The following is a 16,113-nucleotide window of genomic DNA, read 5'->3' on the forward strand; positions in this document are numbered from 1 at the left end:
CGATGCCCACCCGCCACTCCTACGGCCCGCACCCCGACCAGTGGATCGACGTGTACCTGCCGTCGGTGCCGCGACGTCCCGGCGTCGCGGTGATCATCCACGGCGGCTTCTGGCGCAGCCGCTACGACGCCGCGCTCGGCGTGCCGCTGGCCGCAGACCTCGCCGCCCGCGGACACGTCGCCGTCAACCTCGAGTACCGGCGCGTCGGCGCCGGCGGCGGCTACCCCGAGACGCTGCTCGACGTGGCCGCCGGGATCGACCTGCTGAGCACCGTCGACGGCCTCGACCTCGCCGGCGTGGTCACCATCGGCCACTCCGCCGGCGGCCAGCTCGCCGTCTGGGCCGCCGGGCGCCCGCAGCTCCCCGCCGACGCGCCCGGCGCCCGGCCCCTCGTCACCGTCACCGGCGCGGTCAGCCAGGCCGGCGTCGTCGCCCTCCTCCGGGCCGCCGACGAGCGCGTCGGTGACGGCGCGATGCAGGACCTGATGGGCGCCGGCGCCGACGAGCACCGCCAGGAGTGGGTGATCGCCGACCCGCTGGCCCGGGTCCCGCTCCCCGTCCCGGTGCGGCTGCTGCACGCCCGCGACGACGAGGACGTGCCGTTCTCCCAGTCCGAGACGTACCTGGCGCTGGCCTCCGTCACCGGCGGCGACGTGGCGTTGATCGAGGTGACGGGTGGGCATATGGCCCTCGTCGACACCACGGCGCCCGCGTGGGCGGCCACCGTGGCCGCCTTCGAGGAGCTGATCGAGTAGTGGACGAATCGCCGGTGTCGTTCTCGGCGTCGTTACCGATGTGGGCGAAGGTGCTGATCGGCGCCGTCCTCGCCGCGGTGGCCCTGTACGCGGTCCGCCACGCCGTCCGCCGCAGGAGCGAACTGCCCCGCTGGGTCGACCCGCGGACCTACGACCGGCGCGGCGTCGTCATCCCGGCTGTGGTGAGTGGGGTGTTCCTCCTCGCCGTCGTCGCCCTCGCCCTCGACGTGCACCAGGACGGCCTCATCACCCGCACCTTCGACGACCCGGTCCACGACTGGTTCGTCCGGCACCGCGTCGAGGGCCTCAACTCCACGGTCGTCGTGATCACCAACCTGGTCAGCCCGTTCGGGACGACGGTGCTGGCCATCGTGCTCGCCACGGTGCTGGCCTGGCGGACCCGGTCGTGGGTTCCCGCCCTGATCGTCTTCATCGGGCCCGCGGTCGCCGGCCTCCTCGTCCGGCTCAGCAAGCTGCTGACCCCCCGTAGCCGCCCGCCGCAGATCGATCAGGTCGTGCTCACCGTCGAGCCGTCGTTCCCGTCCGGGCACGTCGCCGGTGCCGTCAGCCTGTACGGCTGCGTCGTGGTGGTCGTCCTCATCGGCTTCTTCGGTCCCGTCAGCCGGCTCGCGGCGGTGCTGCTGGTGGCGGTGGCGGTGTTGCTGTCACTGATCGTCATCTGGACGCGGCTGTACCTGGCCGTGCACTGGTTCACCGACGTCACCGCCTCAGTGCTGCTGGCCGGTGTGGTCGTCGCCGGCACCCTCGCCGGGTACCGGCAGTTCGTCCGGAGCCGGCCGCCCGTCGGCTGACGTCCGGGCCACCCTCGTCGGCCGTCCGACGCGGGGCTAGCCTGGGCGCATCGGAGGAACCCGGACGAGGGGGCACGATGCCGCGACCACGACGCTGCCGGATCGGGTGGCACGACTTCGTCGACTTCCCGGACCCCAATCCCGAGTCCGGTGGACTCGAGAAGCAGGGGTACCGCGCGTGCACCCGGTGCAGCAAGGAACGCGACCAGCCGGTGTACCTCTCCCGGTCGAGCAGCTGGCCGCTGCCCGGCAACCGCCGCTGGGGGTGAGCCCCGGGCGCGGCGGTCAGTCGATCGACGCCACCGTGGCCCGCGCGATCGCCAGCTCCTCGTTGGTCGGCATCACCATCACGGTCACCCTCGAGCCGTCCGGGGAGATGACCCGGGCTTCCCGGGACGGTGCGGTGTTGCGCGCCGCGTCCACCGCGATCCCCAGCCCCTCCAGGTCGGCCGTCACGAGCTCCCGCGCCCGGGCGTCGTTCTCTCCCACCCCCGCCGTGAAGGTGATGACGTCGACCGACCCGAGCAGCACGTAGTAGGCGCCGAGGTACGCGCGCACCCGGTGCACCCAGACGTCGAGCGCGAGCTGCGCGTGGGCGTCGCCGGCCGCGATCAGCCGGTGCAGGTCACGGAAGTCGCTCACCCCGGACAGCCCCTGCACCCCCGACCGGCGGTTCAACAGGGTGTCGATCTCGTCGACCGACAGACCGGCGACCCGGTGCAGGTGGAACAACGCACCGGGGTCGATGTCGCCGGAGCGGGTGGCCATCACCAGGCCCTGCAGCGGGGTCATGCCCATCGAGGTGTCGACCGGCCGGCCACCGCGGATGGCGGTCACCGACGCGCCGGCCCCGAGGTGCAGCACGATCTGGTTCAGCTCGCCGTACGGCCGGTCCAGGAACGACGCGACCTCCTGCGACACGTAGCTGTGCGAGGTGCCGTGGAAGCCGTAGCGGCGGACGCCGTGCCGGTCGGCCAGCGCCCGGTCGATCGCGTAGGTGGACGCGGCGGGCGGCAGGTCGGCGAAGAACGCGGTGTCGAAGACGGCGACGTGCGGCAGGTGCGGGAAGTTGGCCATCGCCCGCTCGATGCCGACCAGGTTGGCCGGGTTGTGCAGCGGCGCCAGCACCGACAGCTCGCCGATCTCGGCGACCACCGTGTCGTCGATGAGCACGGGTCCGGTGAACGTGGTCCCGCCGTGGACGACGCGGTGCCCGACGGCGATCACACCGCGGTCGTTGAGGTCCTCACCCGCATCGGCGAACGCCTGCCGCATCAGCGTCAACCCGACGGCGTGGTCGGCGATCGCCCCCTCGATGCGCGCGCTCTCGGCGCCCTCCCGGTGGGTCACCACCCCGTCGACCGAGCCGATCTTCTCGACGAGACCGGTCGCGTGCGCCGCACCGGAGTCCGCGTCGATCAGCTGGTACTTGATCGAGGACGAGCCGCAGTTGAGGACCAGGACGTTGCGGCTCACGCCGGCACTCCTTCGGAAGAGGCGGACGCCGCGTCGACGGACCGGGCGCGGGCCTGCGCCTGGATGGCAGTGATGACCACGGTGTTGACGATGTCGACGACCAGCGCACCGCGGGAGAGGTCGTTGACCGGCTTGTTCAGGCCCTGCAGCACGGGGCCGATGGCGACCGCGTTCGCGCTGCGCTGCACCGCCTTGTAGGTGTTGTTGCCGGTGTTGAGGTCCGGGAAGATCAGCACGGTTGCGCGGCCCGCCACCTGCGAGTCGGGCAGTTTGGACGCCGCGACCGACGGGTCCACCGCGGCGTCGTACTGGATGGGGCCCTCGACCAGCAGTTCGGGCCGGCGTTCGTGGACCATGCCGGTGGCCTCGCGGACCTTGTCCACGTCGGCGCCGCTGCCCGAGGTGCCCGTCGAGTACGACAGCATCGCCACCCGCGGGTCGACGCCGAACTGTGCCGCGGTGGCCGCGGACGAGATGGCGATGTCGGCGAGCTGGTCGGCCGTCGGGTCGGGATTGACGGCGCAGTCGCCGTAGACCAGCACCCGGTCGGCCAGGCACATCAGGAACACGCTGGAGACGATCTTCGTCCCGGGCACCGTCTTGACGATCTCGAACGACGGCTTGATGGTGTGGGCGGTGGTGTGCGCAGCACCGGAGACCATCCCGTCGGCCAGGCCCAGGTGCACCATCATCGTGCCGAAGTAGGACACGTCGGTGACGACCTCCCGGGCCTTCTCGATCGTCATCCCCTTGTGTGCGCGCAGCCGCTGGTACTCCACCGCGAACCGCTCGACCAGCTCCGGGTCCTGCGGGGACAGCACGCGGGCCCCACCCAGGGTCAGGCCCAGCGTCGAGGCCCGGGTCCGGACGGCGTTCTCGTCACCGAGGACGGTGATGTCGGCGACGCCGAGACGCAGCAGCGAATCGGTCGCCTGCAGGATGCGGTCGTCGTCGCCCTCCGGCAGCACGATGTGCCGGCGGTTCTCCCGCGCCCGGTCGATGAGGCGGAACTGGAACATGAGCGGGGTGGTGGCCTCGCTGTGGCTGATCTCGATGCCGGCGATCAGGGCGTCGACGTCGACGCTCTCGGCGAACACCCGCAGCGCGGTGTCGACCTTGACCGTCGACCCCGCGCGGAGCTTGCCCTGCACCTGGCTGAGCGCCGTCGCCGTCTCGTAGGTGCCGAGGTCGGTGACGATGATCGGCAGGTCACCGACGAGGCCGTCGATCAGGCGTTGCACCGGCTCCGGCGGCAGGTAGCCGCCGGTCAGCACGATGCAGGCCAGCGGCGGGAAGGTGCCGGCATAGTGCGCGAGCACCAGTCCGGGCAGCAGGTCGTAGCGGTCGCCGGGAGCGATCACCGTGTAGTTGTCGTGCAGCCGGACCAACACGTTGGGCATCGACATCGCAGCCACCACGAAACCCATGGACTCCCGGGCCAGCGCCTCCGGGGAGTCGCCACGGACGATGCGGCCGTCGCAGGCGGCGATCAGCTGGCCGATCGACGGCGCGATCAGCGTGGGCAGCTCCGGGATGGCGCCGACGCCGAGCGCCCCGTCGGCGGCGAGCAGCTCGCGCACCTGCGCCACGGCGTCCGGGTCGACCCGGTTGGCGATGACCGCGACCGGGTTCGCGTGCAGGCCGGCCAACTCGGCGCGGGCCAGCTCGGCCGACAGCCGGATCTCCTCGGGCGTGCGGCCCTGGCCGCTGACCACCAGCACCACCGGCGACCCCAGGTTGGCGGCGACCTCGGCGTTGAAGGCCAGCTCGCTGCCGGTGGCGATGTCGGTGTAGTCGCTGCCGAGGACCACGATGACGTCGAACTGTTCGGCCATCTCGTAGTAGCGGCGCAGGATCTCCGACAGCGCGCCGTCCGGATCGCGGTGCAGCGCGTCGTAGCTGATGCCGATGGTGCTCCGGTAGTCCTGCTCGACCGCCGGATGCGACAGCAGCAGCTCCACCACCCGGTCGGTCTCGGTGTCGGACTTGGTCACCGGGCGGAAGACCCCGACGCGTTCGACACTGCGGGTGAGCTGGTCGAGCAGCCCGAAGGCCACGGTGGACTTGCCCGAGTTCCCCTCGGGGGAGGCGACGTACACGCTGCGGGACATGCCCTGCAGGGTAAGGGTGATCGGCCCGGGTCGGCAGCGCGGGCGGCGGCGGACGCCGGGTCGGGATCACGCCTACGATGACGCCGTGACCACCCCCGTCGAGGATGTCCTCGGAGCCCCGTTCAGCGCCCAGACGCTGAACCTGCGGCCCGACGACGAGGGCCCGGTGGTCGCGACCCTGGTCCGGCGGACCCCCATCGGCCGGCACCGCCGCGCGGTGCTCTACCTGCACGGATTCGTCGACTACTTCTTCCACGTGCACGTCGCGCAGGAGTGGGTCGACCACGGGTACGACTTCTACGCCCTCGACCTGCGCAAGTACGGCCGCTCCATCCGGGCCCACCAGACCGTCAACGACGTCACCGATCTCGCCGACTACGACGAGGAGATCGACGAGGCGGTGCGGATCATCCGTGAGGAGGGTCACGACGTCGTCGTCCTGCTGGCGCACTCCACCGGCGGCCTGATCGCACCGCTCTGGGCGCACCGCCGGCGGGGCCTGCACCTGATCGACGCGATGGTGCTCAACAGCCCGTTCTTCGATCTCAACGGCACCGCCCTGGAGCGGGGCCTGCTCACCCGGGTCATCGACGTGGCGGGGCGCTTCCTGCCGCGGCTGGTGGTGTCGTCGTTGGCGTCGGCCTACGCGCAGGCACTGCACACCACCAACGGCGGTGAGTGGGACTTCGACACCTCCTGGAAGTCGATCGCCGAGTCGCCGGTGCGGGCCGGTTGGCTGCGGGCCGTCCGGCGCGGGCAGAAGCGACTCAACGCCGGCCTCGCCATCGACGTGCCGGTGCTGGTGATCACCTCGGCCCGCTCCGGGGATGGCCGGACGCCGGGTCCGCACCACCGGGACTCCGACTGCGTGCTCGACGTCGAGCACATGTGGCGCGGCGCCCGGGTGATCGGGCCCGAGGTCACCGTCGTGACCGTCGAGGGCGGCCTGCACGACCTCTCGCTCTCACCCACCGCTGTCCGGAACCGCTTCTTCCGTGAGGTCTTCGACTGGACCGCCACCCACGTGCCCGACGTCCAGCGGCTCCGACCGGTCTGAAGCACCGCTCACAGTTGCCCCGTTCGCTGGTCCGACCGGGTGACGTGAACGTAGGATCCGGTCCGTGAAGGCCGACACCACGACCCGGTGGGGACACGGACGCCACCTGACGGGACGCGTCCACCAGGTCAGCGTGGTCGTCGGTGGCACCCGGATCCCGGTGACGGCCCCGCACCCGGTGACGCCCGGCGGGCTCGGGGACGACGACGCTCACGGCGGGGTCGAGCGGGCCGTCACGGTGCACCCGTGGGAGCACTACGCGGCCTGGTCGGCCGCCGGGTTGCCCCCGCTGGACGAGCCGGCGTTCGGCGAGCACCTGACCACCGTCGGACTGCTCGAGCACGAGGTCTTCGTCGGCGACACCTTCCGCTGGGGCACCGCCGAGCTGCAGGTCAGTGCGCCGGCGCAGCCCGATCCCGGGCTGGCGGGCCGCGACGTGGCCGTCCGGCTGCAGCGCGGCGGCCGGACGGGCTTCCACCTGCGGGTCGTGCGCGCCGGCCGAGCCGGCCCGGAGGACCCGCTGGAACTCGTCGACGTCGACCCGGCGGGCGTGAGCCTGGCCACGGTGGCCCTGGCGCTGGCGGACGGCCCGGCGGCGGCCGGCGTCTCGGCCGAGCGGCTGCTGCTGCTGCGCGCGGTGCTGCCGGCCGACCTCGTGGACGTCTGGGAGAAGCTGCTCGCCGTTCCCCACCTGGACACATCGACCGGATCGGGCTCGGCCGTTCGATGACCGGGACACCGACGCGACAGGCCGCCGGGACGACCGACACGAATGACCACCAGGGGTCCCCACTGGGTACAACCCCCACCACTGCCCCTGATTCTTCCCTGATCCGGGCCTGAACGCGGGGTATGTACGTGACAGCGCAGCAAGACACCAGGCACCATCAGAGGGTGGACGTCAGCGAGCTGGACGACAGCGAACCCGCCGACCGCGGACTGTCGCGGGCGGGGCTGTCGTTGGACGTCGGGGCGCTGCCCGGCGGTGCCTCGTTGATACCCGTGCCGGAGGCCGACCGCAAGCGGCCGCGGCAGACCCGGTGGCACAAGACCTGGCCCAAGGACCCGGCCGCACCCGGCGCCGACGTCGATCCCGCTGACCCGCACGACGAGCACGACGAGCACGACGAGACCCCCAAGCCCCGGTCCAGGTGGCGCACGCCGCTGAAGATCGTCGGCATCCTGGTGATGCTGGTGGTGATCGGCTTCGCGCTGCAGGGCAAGCTGCCCAAGCCGTCCGAGGTGTGGGCGGCCCTGCTGACCGCGAACTGGCTGTGGGTGCTCGTCGGCGCGGTGGCCATGGTCGTGTCGATCTACGCGTTCGCCGAGCAGCAGCGTCAACTGCTCGCGGCCTTCGACACCCGCATCAGCCGCAAGCGGATCACGATCATCACCTACGGCGGCACCGCGCTCACCAACAGCCTGCCCGCCGGAGCCGCGGTCTCCGCCGGCTACTCGTTCACCCAGTACCGCGCCAGCGGCGCCAACCGCGCGACGGCAGCGACCGTGATGGTGCTGTCCGGACTGCTGTCCATCGGGTCGCTGGCGGTGATGTACTTCCTGGTCATCGGCGCCGCCACCGGCGGGGCGTTCCTGACGCTGCTGCGCAACAACCCCGTCGTCTTCGGCCTGGTCGCGCTGGCGGCCGTGGGACTGGTGGGGATCTACCTGAAGCGGCGCATCAAGGGCAAGCCCACCGACATCATGGACCGGCCGACGCCGAAGCTCGACCGCTTCGAGGGCCGCTACCCCAAGCTCGGCGCGCTGGCCCGGGACGGCCTCGAGACCGTCCGTCAGGCGCGCCTGGTGCGACTGCGCTACCTGACCATCGCCATCGGCTGGAGCCTGCTGAAGTGGGCGGCGGAGGCGATCTGCCTGCTCGCGTCGTGCTGGGCGTTCGACATCGAGACCGACCTGGTCAAGCTGTCCGTGGTGTACCTGAGCGTGCAGCTCGTCCGGCAGGTGCCGTTCACCCCGGGTGGCATCGGGCTGGTCGAGGCGGCGCTCCTGGCGGGGCTGGTGTCCTCGGGCGCCGCACACGGCCCGGCCGCGGCCGCGGTCGTCGTGTACCGGCTGATGTCGGCCTGGCTGATCATCCCCATCGGTTTCGGCCTGGTCGCCAACCTCAAGCGGCACGACGCGCGCAAGGCCGCCCGGTTGGAAGCCGAACACGCCGCCTGACCCCGGGAACGTGCTCGTCGCCGGCGTCCCGCCCGAGCCGCCGCCCGCGGGGCCGCGCAAGCCCGACGGGCCCGCCCGGCAGGCCGGGCGGACCGCCGTCCGACGGGCTGACCAGCGGTCCTGCGCCCGGTCCGCGGGATCCCCGGCGGACCGGAGCGCCGGGCCTCAGCCGGAGACGCCGCAGCTGGTCGCCCCGCCGTTGACCCCGGCGCGGAAGGCGTCCATCCGTTCGAAGGCCGTCACGTCGCCGGCGTCGACGACCGTGTTCTGGTCGTCGGCGGACAGCAGCATCACGGTCGCCTCGTCGAAGTCACCGGGGCTCAGCGACACCTCGTACGGGTTGTCGCGGGTCAGCGCGCTGGCCACCGCGCCGGTCAGGCAGCTGGCGGCGGACATGGCCAGCGGATCGTCGGCGGAGAAGCCCAGCTCGACGATCGCCGCGGTCCCGTAAGCCAGGCCGAGCGCGGTCATCATCGCGAAGTCCCCGTACTCCTCGTGCACATCCTGCAGTTCCGACTCGTCGGAGATGACCACGGCGTTGGCACCCTGGCAGTACGACACGGTCCGGTTGCTGCTGCACGACGGGTCACCGCTGCCGCCGAAGACCAGCTTGGGGGCCTCCCACGTGCCGCCGAGTTCCGGGAACTGGTCGGCGTAGAACTGCCCGAAGATGGCCTGCGCGAAATCCAGGGACGAGTCGTAGGAGGCGTCGCCCGGGTCGGGGTTGGCCAGCTCCTGCTGGCTGAACTCGGCCTGGGTGAAGACCCGGTCGTCGTCGAAGTTGTCGCGGCAGGCCTCCGGTCCCTGCTCGTAGCCCTCCTGCATGGCGCTGACCCGGTCGAAGGCGCTCCCGTGCTGACCCTGGGCGTCGGGATCGGAGCCGACCTCGCTGGGCAGCTCGAGCGCCCACGCCAGCATCGTCTCGTCGAGGTTGGCCGGGTCGAAGCGGAAGTGCGGGTTCTCGCCGTCGCGCACACCGGCCGCCCAGACGCCGGCGAAGCAGTCGGCCTGCGTCTCGGCGACGATCGAGCGGACGTCGAACATGCCCTCCCGCTCCTGGATGGTGTGTCCGAGCTCGTGCGCCAGCACGAGACCGACCTGCATGTCGCTGTACTCGCCGGCGAACCGGTCCAGCAGCGGACGCCAGTAGGCGACCTCGTCGTCCCGGGTGCAGTAGAAGGCGTTCTCCTCGATGATCGGGTCGTCGGGGCTCTCCATGCAGCCCGACTTGTTGCCCTCGCCGGGGCCGATCGAGAAGTAGCCGCCGGTCGGCGGCTCGAACTCGTGGCCGAAGACGTCGGGGTACCAGGACGAGTAGTGCGCGACGACGTCGTCGAGGGCGTCCCGGGCGATCTGGTCGGCCCCGCCCTCCTCGGCGAACTCGATCGGGAAGTCCGACGGGGTGTAGCCGGCGGGTTTGCCCGCGGGCGGGACCGCCTCCGGGTCGGGCGCCGCGGTACCGGCGATACCGGTGGCGCAGCCGGCGAGCAGCACGGCGGCCAGCCCGAAGCCGAGGGCGGCGCGGCGACGCCGGGCGGTGCGACCAGCATGAACGTGCATCGGGGTCCTCCGTGTGCTGCGGGCGGCTGCGGGTGGCCGCGCCGGTGCCGTCGGTGCCGCGGTCCGGTGCTGTCGGTGTACCCGGACCGTGGGGGTGTCACAGCGTCAGATGCGCCGGAGGGCCCGAAGGTTCCGGTGCTCCTCCCGCATTGTGCGTGAACCCGCGACCGGCCGTCCGGGGATCCCCTCCCCCGCCGCGACGGGTCAGGCGCGCGCCGCCGGGGCCGGGGAAGCGGAGTCCCGCGGCGGACGCACCGGCCACAGCGCCGCGAGTCCGGCGAGCAGCACGACGAGGATGCCGATGATGCCGGCGCGGTCGTTGTCGAACAGGAAGGTGAACAGACCGAACAGGGCGGGGGCCAGGAACGACACGGCGCGGCCGGTGGTGGCGTAGAGACCGAACATCTGGCCCTCCCGGCCGGGCGGGGACAGCCGCGCCAGGTAGGTGCGCGACGACGACTGGGCCGGGCCGACGAACAGGCACAGGATCAGGCCGAAGATCCAGAACGACGTCGGACCGGAGACGAACAGCAGCACGATCGAGGTGATGATGAGGCCCACCAGGGACACCACGATGACCGACTTGGGGCCGGTGCGGTCGTCGAAGCGTCCGGCCACCAGCGCACCGACCGCCGAGATGACGTTCGCGGCGACCCCGAAGATGAGCACGTCGGCCTCGCTGATGCCGTAGACGGTGACCGCGAGGACCGCGCCGAAGGTGAAGATCGCGGCCAGCCCGTCCCGGAACAGCGCGCTCGCCCCGAGGAAGAACACGGTGTGCCGGTCGGTGCGGTACAGGTCACGCAGGTCGGCGAACAGCAGCCGGTAGGACGCGACGAAGCCGACCTTCGGCGCCGTCGGCGGCGCCGCGACCTCCGGCACCCGGAACAGCACCGGCACGGCGAACACGGCGAACCAGGCGGCGGCGAACAGCGCGACCATCCGGTACCGCAGACCGCCGTCGTCGCCCGCACCGAACCAGCCCTCGTCCGGGGCGATGAAGCCCACGTAGCAGATCAAGAGCAGCACGATGCCGCCGAAATAGCCCATCGACCAGCCGAAACCCGACACCCGGCCGATGTTGTCCGGGGTCGAGACCTGCCGGATCATCGCGTTGTAGGAGACCTCGGCGAACTGGAAGGTGATGGAGCCCAGGCCCATCAGGACCAGACCCAGCCACAGGTAGGTGTGGTCGTCGCGCACCCAGAACAACCCGACCATCACCAGCGCGGTGAGCGCACTCCAGGTGGCCAGGGACCGTCGCCGCCGGCCGCTCGCGTCCGCGCGCTGACCGGCGACGGGTGCCAGCACCGCGATGACGAAACCGGCGATGCCCAGCGACCAGCCGAGCCAGGTGTTGGCGCTGATCCGGCCGGGCAGGTCGGCACCGACGACCTTGGTCAGGTACGGCGAGAACACGAAGGTGACGATGACGGCGTTGAAGGCCGCCGACCCCCAGTCCCAGAGCCCCCACGCGAAGACCGTGCTCCGCGGTACGGGAGCCGAGATCGACGCTGGCCCGACGGCCGCTGATGTCATGCCTGGGATCGTAGGGCCGGACGGTGTCCATCGGGGTTCACGGCACCGCGACGACGGGTAGCTGACCACCATGGCCACCGCCCCCACCGCCGCACCGTTCGTTCCCGCGAGCCTGGACCTGTCGACGTTGGAGTCGGCGGCGTCGGGTTGCCAGGGATGTGAGTTGTTCGCCGACGCCACCCGGACGGTCTTCGGCCGGGGCACCGCCGCGGCGCGGGTGATGCTGGTCGGCGAGCAGCCCGGCGACTCGGAGGACCGCGAGGGCGAGCCGTTCATCGGTCCCGCCGGGCGGCTGCTGGACGGGGTGCTCGAGGAGGCCGGTATCGACCGCAGCGCGGTGTACGTGACCAACGCGGTCAAGCATTTCCGGTTCACCACCACGATGGACAGCCCGCGCCGGCTGCACGCCACCCCGAGCACCCGGCACGTCAACGCCTGCCGCCCGTGGCTCGCCGCGGAACTGGCGGCGGTCGCCCCGCGCTACGTGGTGGCGCTGGGGGCGACGGCGGCGAAGTCACTGCTCGGGCCGTCGTTCCGGGTCACCCAGCAGCACGGCGAGCTGCTCTCCTGGCCGCCGGCCGCGGGTCCGTTCGCCGCGGCCACCCTGGAGACGGCCGACATCGCGTTCGCGCTGGCCACCATCCATCCGTCGGCGGTGCTGCGGGCCCGCACCCCGGAGGACCGGGACACGTCCCGGGCGATGATGGTCGCCGACCTCACCGTGCTCGCGCGAGCCGCCGCCGCGGACGGCTGATCACCGCCTTTCCGCACCGACGCAGAAGCCGGACGACGGCGAGGACGCCGACCCCCGGGGTGGCATCCCGCCGTCGTCCGGCTTCTCACGGGACTCGGACGGAGGGGCTCAGGCGGCGGAGCCCACCAGCGCCCGGCGCTCAGCCGCGATTGGCGTCACCGCGCGGGGCCCTCCGGCCAACCGGCGGCCGAGCCGGCCCCCGATCTTCTCCCCCACCCGGCCGCGCAGCTGCGTCGCGAAACCGTTGGGCAGCGACAGCCGGAACACCTTGCTCCACGCCGAGGCGACCTGCACCGGCAGCGGTCCGGTCACGTAGGCCAGCTGGTAGTCGGTGAACAGCTGCCGCACCTTCGGCGCGATCTGCTGGTAGCGGTTGCTGGGCAGGTCCGGGAACAGGTGGTGCTCGATCTGGTACGACAGATTGCCGGTCATGATGTGGGTCAGCCGGCTGCCGCTGATGTTGGCCGAGCCGAGCATCTGGCGCAGGTACCACTCGCCGCGGGTCTCGCCGTCGATGGAGCGGCGCTCGAAGGTCTGCACGCCCTCCGGGAAGTGGCCGCACATGATCACCGAGTGCGTCCACAGGTTGCGGACGAGGTTGGCCACGGCGTTGGCCTTGATGGTGCTGGCGAACGAGGGCCCGGACAGGGCGGGGTGCGCGACGTAGTCCTTGACCGCCTGCGCCCGGATCTTGCGCAGGGTCTGGCGGGCCCGCGCCTTGAAGTCGGGGCTCGAGCGGCGGCGCTTGGACTTGAGGTTCTTGCCGAGCTCGAGGTCGTAGGCGGCGATGCCGAACTCGAAGAAGCAGGCGTTGAGGAAGTTCCACAGCGGCTGGGCCAGGTACATCGGCACCCAGCGCTGATCCTCGTCGACGCGCATGATGCCGTAGCCGAGGTCGTTGTCCTTGCCGATCACGTTGGTGTACGTGTGGTGCAGCTCGTTGTGCGAGTGCTTCCACTGGTCCGACGGCGAGGCGTTGTCCCACTCCCAGGTGGTCGAGTGGATCTTGTCGTCACGCATCCAGTCCCACTGACCGTGCATGATGTTGTGCCCGATCTCCATGTTCTCCAGGATCTTGGCGATCGACAGCCCGGCGGTGCCGATCCACCACGCCGGCTTGAACTTCGAGAACAGCAGCACCGCCCGGCTGGTCATCTCCAGGTAACGCTGCACGGCGATGACCCGGCGGATGTAGGCGGCGTCGGCCGCGCCGCGGCTGCCGACGACCTCGGCGCGGATCGCGTCGAGGCGGCGGCCGATGTCTTCGATGTCGTCGGGCGAGAGGTGCGCGACGGGGTTGTCTGTCTTCTTCTGCAGAACGGTCACGGGTGAGGACTTCCTCGGGGTGTGGGGGGAGATGGATCGGTCAGAGGTCGATGTGGCAGGCGCCAGCCGCGGCCGACACGCAGGTCTGGACGAGCACGCCGTCGCCGGCGCTCGCGGTGGTGACGTCGCCGGTGCGCAGGTCGCGGACGGCGCCCTCGCGCAGCGGCAGCACGCACGAGAAGCAGATGCCGATGCGGCATCCGGACGGCATCAACAGGCCGGCCTGCTCGCCGGCGTCGAGGAGTGAGGTGCCCCCGTCGACGGTCAGCTCGGTGCCCGCGTCGCCGAAGCGGACGCTGCCGCCCTGTCCCGGCTCGACCCGGGCGGTCCGGAACCGCTCGACGTGCAGCCGGTCGGTGAGGCCACGCGCGGCCCAGTACTCCTCGACGGCGTCCAGCAGGCCCGCGGGACCACAGGCCCAGGTGTGCCGCTCGGCGAGGTCCGGGACGAGGGCGTCCAGGGCCGCGGCATCCAGCCGGCCCTGCACGTCGGTGTGGTTCTCCACCAGCCGCAGCCGGCCCTCGGCCGCCAGATCGCGCAGCTCGTCGCCGAAGAGCACGTCGCCGGGGGTCCGGTCGGAGTGCACCAGGACGGCGTCGCGGAGCCGGTCGAGGCCGGCGCGGAGCATCCCGACGACCGGGGTGATGCCGCTGCCGGCGGTGATGAACAGCGTCTTGGCCGGTACCGGCTCCGGCAGCACGAAGGTGCCGCAGGCCTGGTCGAGCATGACCAGGTCGCCGACCTGCAGGCGCTGCGCGAGGTGGCCGCTGACCAGCCCGCCGGGGACGGCCTTGGCGGTGACCGAGATCGTCGGATCGCTCGAGGTCGGCGCGGACGTCACGGAGTAGGAACGCCAGCGGCGGACACCCTCGACGTCGATGCCCACCCGGACGTACTGGCCGGGGCGGTGCCCGCGCCAGGCCGCACCCGGTTGCAGGACGACGGTGACGGCGTCCTGCACCTCGGCCCGGACCTCGAGCACCCGGGCCCGCAGATCGGCCCCGCGGCGGAGCGGGGAGAACATGTCGAGGTAGTCCGCGGGCGTGCGGGGGGACGCCAGGGACTCGGCCACGGCCCACAGCCGGCGGCGCAGGGGTCCCCGGGAGGACGGGCGGGGCCCGGCGTCGGTGTTGCTGTCGCTGATACTGCTCACTCTTCCAGTTTCCTGAGGTCTGCGGGTATTTTCATGACCGAGGGACGTGAATCTCCCGCACGGAACTGTTCTCGGAGGACAAATGGACGTGCTGCCGGCGGGCGCTGCCCAGGTCGACGGTGGTGCAATCGCCGATGATCTCCGTCTGGACGAGACGACGGTCACACTCCTGCTCGCCCGGCTGCCGGATCTGGCCGCGCACACCGTGCGGGCGATCACCGAGGAGGTCCCCGCCTACCGCGCCGCCTTCGCCGGCCCGCTGGGTGCGACGATCACCTCGGCGGTGGAGGTCGCCCTGCGTGGCTTCCTCCGGCTGGCCTCGCAACCGGCCGCCGACCCGGCCGCCGACGGGCGCACCCGCACCCCCGCGTTGGACGGCGCCTACGACCTCGGACGCGGCGAGGCCCGCGGCGGACGGACGATGGACGCGCTGCTCGCCGCCTACCGCGCCGGCACCCGCGAGGCCTGGCGCGAGTTCTCCCGGACCGCACTGGAGACCGGCGTGAGCGCCCGCGGGATGGCCTGGTTCGCCGAGCTGGTCTTCGCCTACATCGACGGCCTCTCGGCGGCCAGCGCCGCCGGCCACGCCGACGAGCTGGCCATCTCGGGCCGCGTCCGGGAGCGCTACCTCAGCCAGCTGGGCCTCGGGGTGGTCACCGGCGAGCCCGCCGACCGGCTCGAGAAGCTGGCCGAACGGGCGGGGTGGCGGCCGCCGGCGACGTTCTCGGTGGTGGTGCTGCCCGGCGGGCAGGCGGCGCGGGCGATGGCGGCCCTGGACGGCCGCACCCTGCGCATCGACGACGACCTGCCCGACCTGACCGAGGACGAGCAGTCCGACCTCAGCGTGCTGCTCGTCGCCGACGCCGCGGTGGGACGCCGGCCGGCTGTCCTGCGGTCACTGGACGGGCTGGACGCACACCTCGGCCCGGCCCGGCCGTGGACGCAGGCCCGGGTGTCCTACCTGCGTGCCCTACGGGCCCGGCGGTGGGGTCTGCGGGGGGCGGGCGTCGCCTGCGACACCGACGAGCACCTCCCCGCGCTCGTGGTCACCGCCGACCCCGAAGCACTGGCTGACCTGCAGGCCCGTGTGCTGGCCCCCCTGGCCGGGCTGCGCCCGACCACCGCGCACCGGCTCACCGAGACGTTGCGGGCGTGGTTGCTGCACCAGGGTCGACGCGAGGACGTCGCGGCCGCGCTGCACGTCCATCCGCAGACGGTGCGGTACCGGCTGGGCCAGCTCCGGGAGCACTTCGGCAGCCGGTGGGACGATCCCGACGAGGTGGCGGCGCTGACCGTCGCGCTGGTGGTGCCCCCGGAGACGCCGGCCGGGGATGACGCCTCCGATGGCGGTGCCTGAGCGGCAGCGATCGCCGGACGGCCGGATCTCTG

General features: G+C 72.1%; 14 protein-coding genes. 8 read left to right on the forward strand and 6 right to left on the reverse strand.

What is annotated here, in order from left to right; genetic code table 11:
• Positions 1-2 precede the first annotated feature (2 nt).
• From DB033_RS16615 to DB033_RS16625, 3 genes are all read left to right on the forward strand, one after another.
• Positions 3-755 carry an alpha/beta hydrolase family protein gene (locus DB033_RS16615; RefSeq protein WP_111768395.1) on the forward strand — a complete coding sequence of 251 codons (753 nt, stop codon included), beginning with the start codon at positions 3-5 and terminating at the stop codon, positions 753-755.
• Entirely contained in the window at positions 755-1,567 is an 813-nt protein-coding gene (locus DB033_RS16620; RefSeq protein WP_111767989.1) for a phosphatase PAP2 family protein, read from the forward strand. Before DB033_RS16615 ends, DB033_RS16620 begins: the two co-directional genes overlap by 1 nt.
• A gap of 77 nt (positions 1,568-1,644) precedes the next feature.
• A complete protein-coding gene (locus DB033_RS16625; protein ID WP_111767990.1) occupies positions 1,645-1,836 on the forward strand; it encodes a hypothetical protein in 192 nt (63 codons plus the stop codon).
• Positions 1,837-1,852: 16 nt separating this feature from the next.
• Here DB033_RS16625 and DB033_RS16630 read toward each other — a convergent pair whose 3' ends face one another.
• The gene (locus DB033_RS16630) at positions 1,853-3,043 is read right to left on the reverse strand and encodes an acetate kinase (protein ID WP_111767991.1); all 1,191 of its coding nucleotides are present in this window, start codon (positions 3,041-3,043) and stop codon (positions 1,853-1,855) included.
• Positions 3,040-5,154, reverse strand: coding sequence for a phosphate acetyltransferase (gene pta / locus DB033_RS16635; RefSeq protein WP_111767992.1), 2,115 nt, complete (start codon positions 5,152-5,154; stop codon positions 3,040-3,042). Before pta ends, DB033_RS16630 begins: the two co-directional genes overlap by 4 nt.
• An 85-nt stretch (positions 5,155-5,239) precedes the next feature.
• Here pta and DB033_RS16640 point away from each other — a divergent pair, with 85 nt between their 5' ends.
• The 3 genes from DB033_RS16640 to DB033_RS16650 all read left to right on the forward strand — a co-directional run bounded on the left by DB033_RS16640 (position 5,240) and on the right by DB033_RS16650 (position 8,392).
• A complete protein-coding gene (locus DB033_RS16640; RefSeq protein ID WP_205843957.1) occupies positions 5,240-6,211 on the forward strand; it encodes an alpha/beta hydrolase in 972 nt (323 codons plus the stop codon).
• Positions 6,212-6,275: 64 nt separating this feature from the next.
• On the forward strand, positions 6,276-6,941 hold the full coding sequence (locus DB033_RS16645; RefSeq protein WP_157970744.1) for an MOSC domain-containing protein: 666 nt from the start codon (positions 6,276-6,278) through the stop codon (positions 6,939-6,941).
• A gap of 164 nt (positions 6,942-7,105) precedes the next feature.
• A complete protein-coding gene (locus DB033_RS16650; RefSeq protein WP_157970745.1) occupies positions 7,106-8,392 on the forward strand; it encodes a lysylphosphatidylglycerol synthase transmembrane domain-containing protein in 1,287 nt (428 codons plus the stop codon).
• Positions 8,393-8,557: 165 nt separating this feature from the next.
• Here DB033_RS16650 and DB033_RS16655 read toward each other — a convergent pair whose 3' ends face one another.
• Both DB033_RS16655 and DB033_RS16660 read right to left on the reverse strand, forming a co-directional pair.
• On the reverse strand, positions 8,558-9,952 hold the full coding sequence (locus DB033_RS16655) for a neutral zinc metallopeptidase (protein ID WP_111767996.1): 1,395 nt from the start codon (positions 9,950-9,952) through the stop codon (positions 8,558-8,560).
• A 204-nt stretch (positions 9,953-10,156) separates the two neighbouring features.
• Positions 10,157-11,491 (reverse strand): MFS transporter, encoded by a 1,335-nt coding sequence (locus DB033_RS16660; RefSeq protein ID WP_111767997.1) that lies wholly within the window; start codon positions 11,489-11,491, stop codon positions 10,157-10,159.
• Positions 11,492-11,561: 70 nt separating this feature from the next.
• On the opposite strand from DB033_RS16660, the gene DB033_RS16665 reads away from it, so the two are divergent.
• A complete protein-coding gene (locus DB033_RS16665) occupies positions 11,562-12,245 on the forward strand; it encodes a UdgX family uracil-DNA binding protein (protein ID WP_111767998.1) in 684 nt (227 codons plus the stop codon).
• Between the two features lie 108 nt (positions 12,246-12,353).
• Here the strand turns inward: DB033_RS16665 and DB033_RS16670 are convergent, their stop codons facing one another.
• Positions 12,354-13,571, reverse strand: a complete 1,218-nt coding sequence (locus tag DB033_RS16670; protein WP_111767999.1) for a fatty acid desaturase family protein — start codon at positions 13,569-13,571, stop codon at positions 12,354-12,356.
• 40 nt (positions 13,572-13,611) lie between these two features.
• The gene (locus DB033_RS16675; RefSeq protein WP_420814086.1) at positions 13,612-14,715 is read right to left on the reverse strand and encodes a ferredoxin reductase; all 1,104 of its coding nucleotides are present in this window, start codon (positions 14,713-14,715) and stop codon (positions 13,612-13,614) included.
• 91 nt (positions 14,716-14,806) lie between these two features.
• Here DB033_RS16675 and DB033_RS16680 point away from each other — a divergent pair, with 91 nt between their 5' ends.
• Positions 14,807-16,081: a PucR family transcriptional regulator gene (locus tag DB033_RS16680; protein WP_111768000.1), complete on the forward strand. Its 1,275-nt coding sequence runs from the start codon at positions 14,807-14,809 to the stop codon at positions 16,079-16,081.
• Positions 16,082-16,113: the final 32 nt, after the last annotated feature.

Source organism: Nakamurella deserti, assembly GCF_003260015.1.
In the GTDB taxonomy this organism is placed as follows: domain Bacteria; phylum Actinomycetota; class Actinomycetes; order Mycobacteriales; family Nakamurellaceae; genus Nakamurella; species Nakamurella deserti.

Excerpts from the sequence above, each read along its gene's own strand:
- DB033_RS16665 (WP_111767998.1), top strand. The coding sequence starts at position 11,562 with ATGGCCACCGCCCCCACCGCCGCACCGTTCGTTCCCGCGAGCCTGGAC.
- DB033_RS16655 (WP_111767996.1), bottom strand. The coding sequence starts at position 9,952 with ATGCACGTTCATGCTGGTCGCACCGCCCGGCGTCGCCGCGCCGCCCTC.
- DB033_RS16625 (WP_111767990.1), top strand. The coding sequence starts at position 1,645 with ATGCCGCGACCACGACGCTGCCGGATCGGGTGGCACGACTTCGTCGAC.
- DB033_RS16615 (WP_111768395.1), top strand. The coding sequence starts at position 3 with ATGCCCACCCGCCACTCCTACGGCCCGCACCCCGACCAGTGGATCGAC.
- DB033_RS16660 (WP_111767997.1), bottom strand. The coding sequence starts at position 11,491 with ATGACATCAGCGGCCGTCGGGCCAGCGTCGATCTCGGCTCCCGTACCG.
- pta (WP_111767992.1), bottom strand. The coding sequence starts at position 5,154 with ATGTCCCGCAGCGTGTACGTCGCCTCCCCCGAGGGGAACTCGGGCAAG.
- DB033_RS16680 (WP_111768000.1), top strand. The coding sequence starts at position 14,807 with ATGGACGTGCTGCCGGCGGGCGCTGCCCAGGTCGACGGTGGTGCAATC.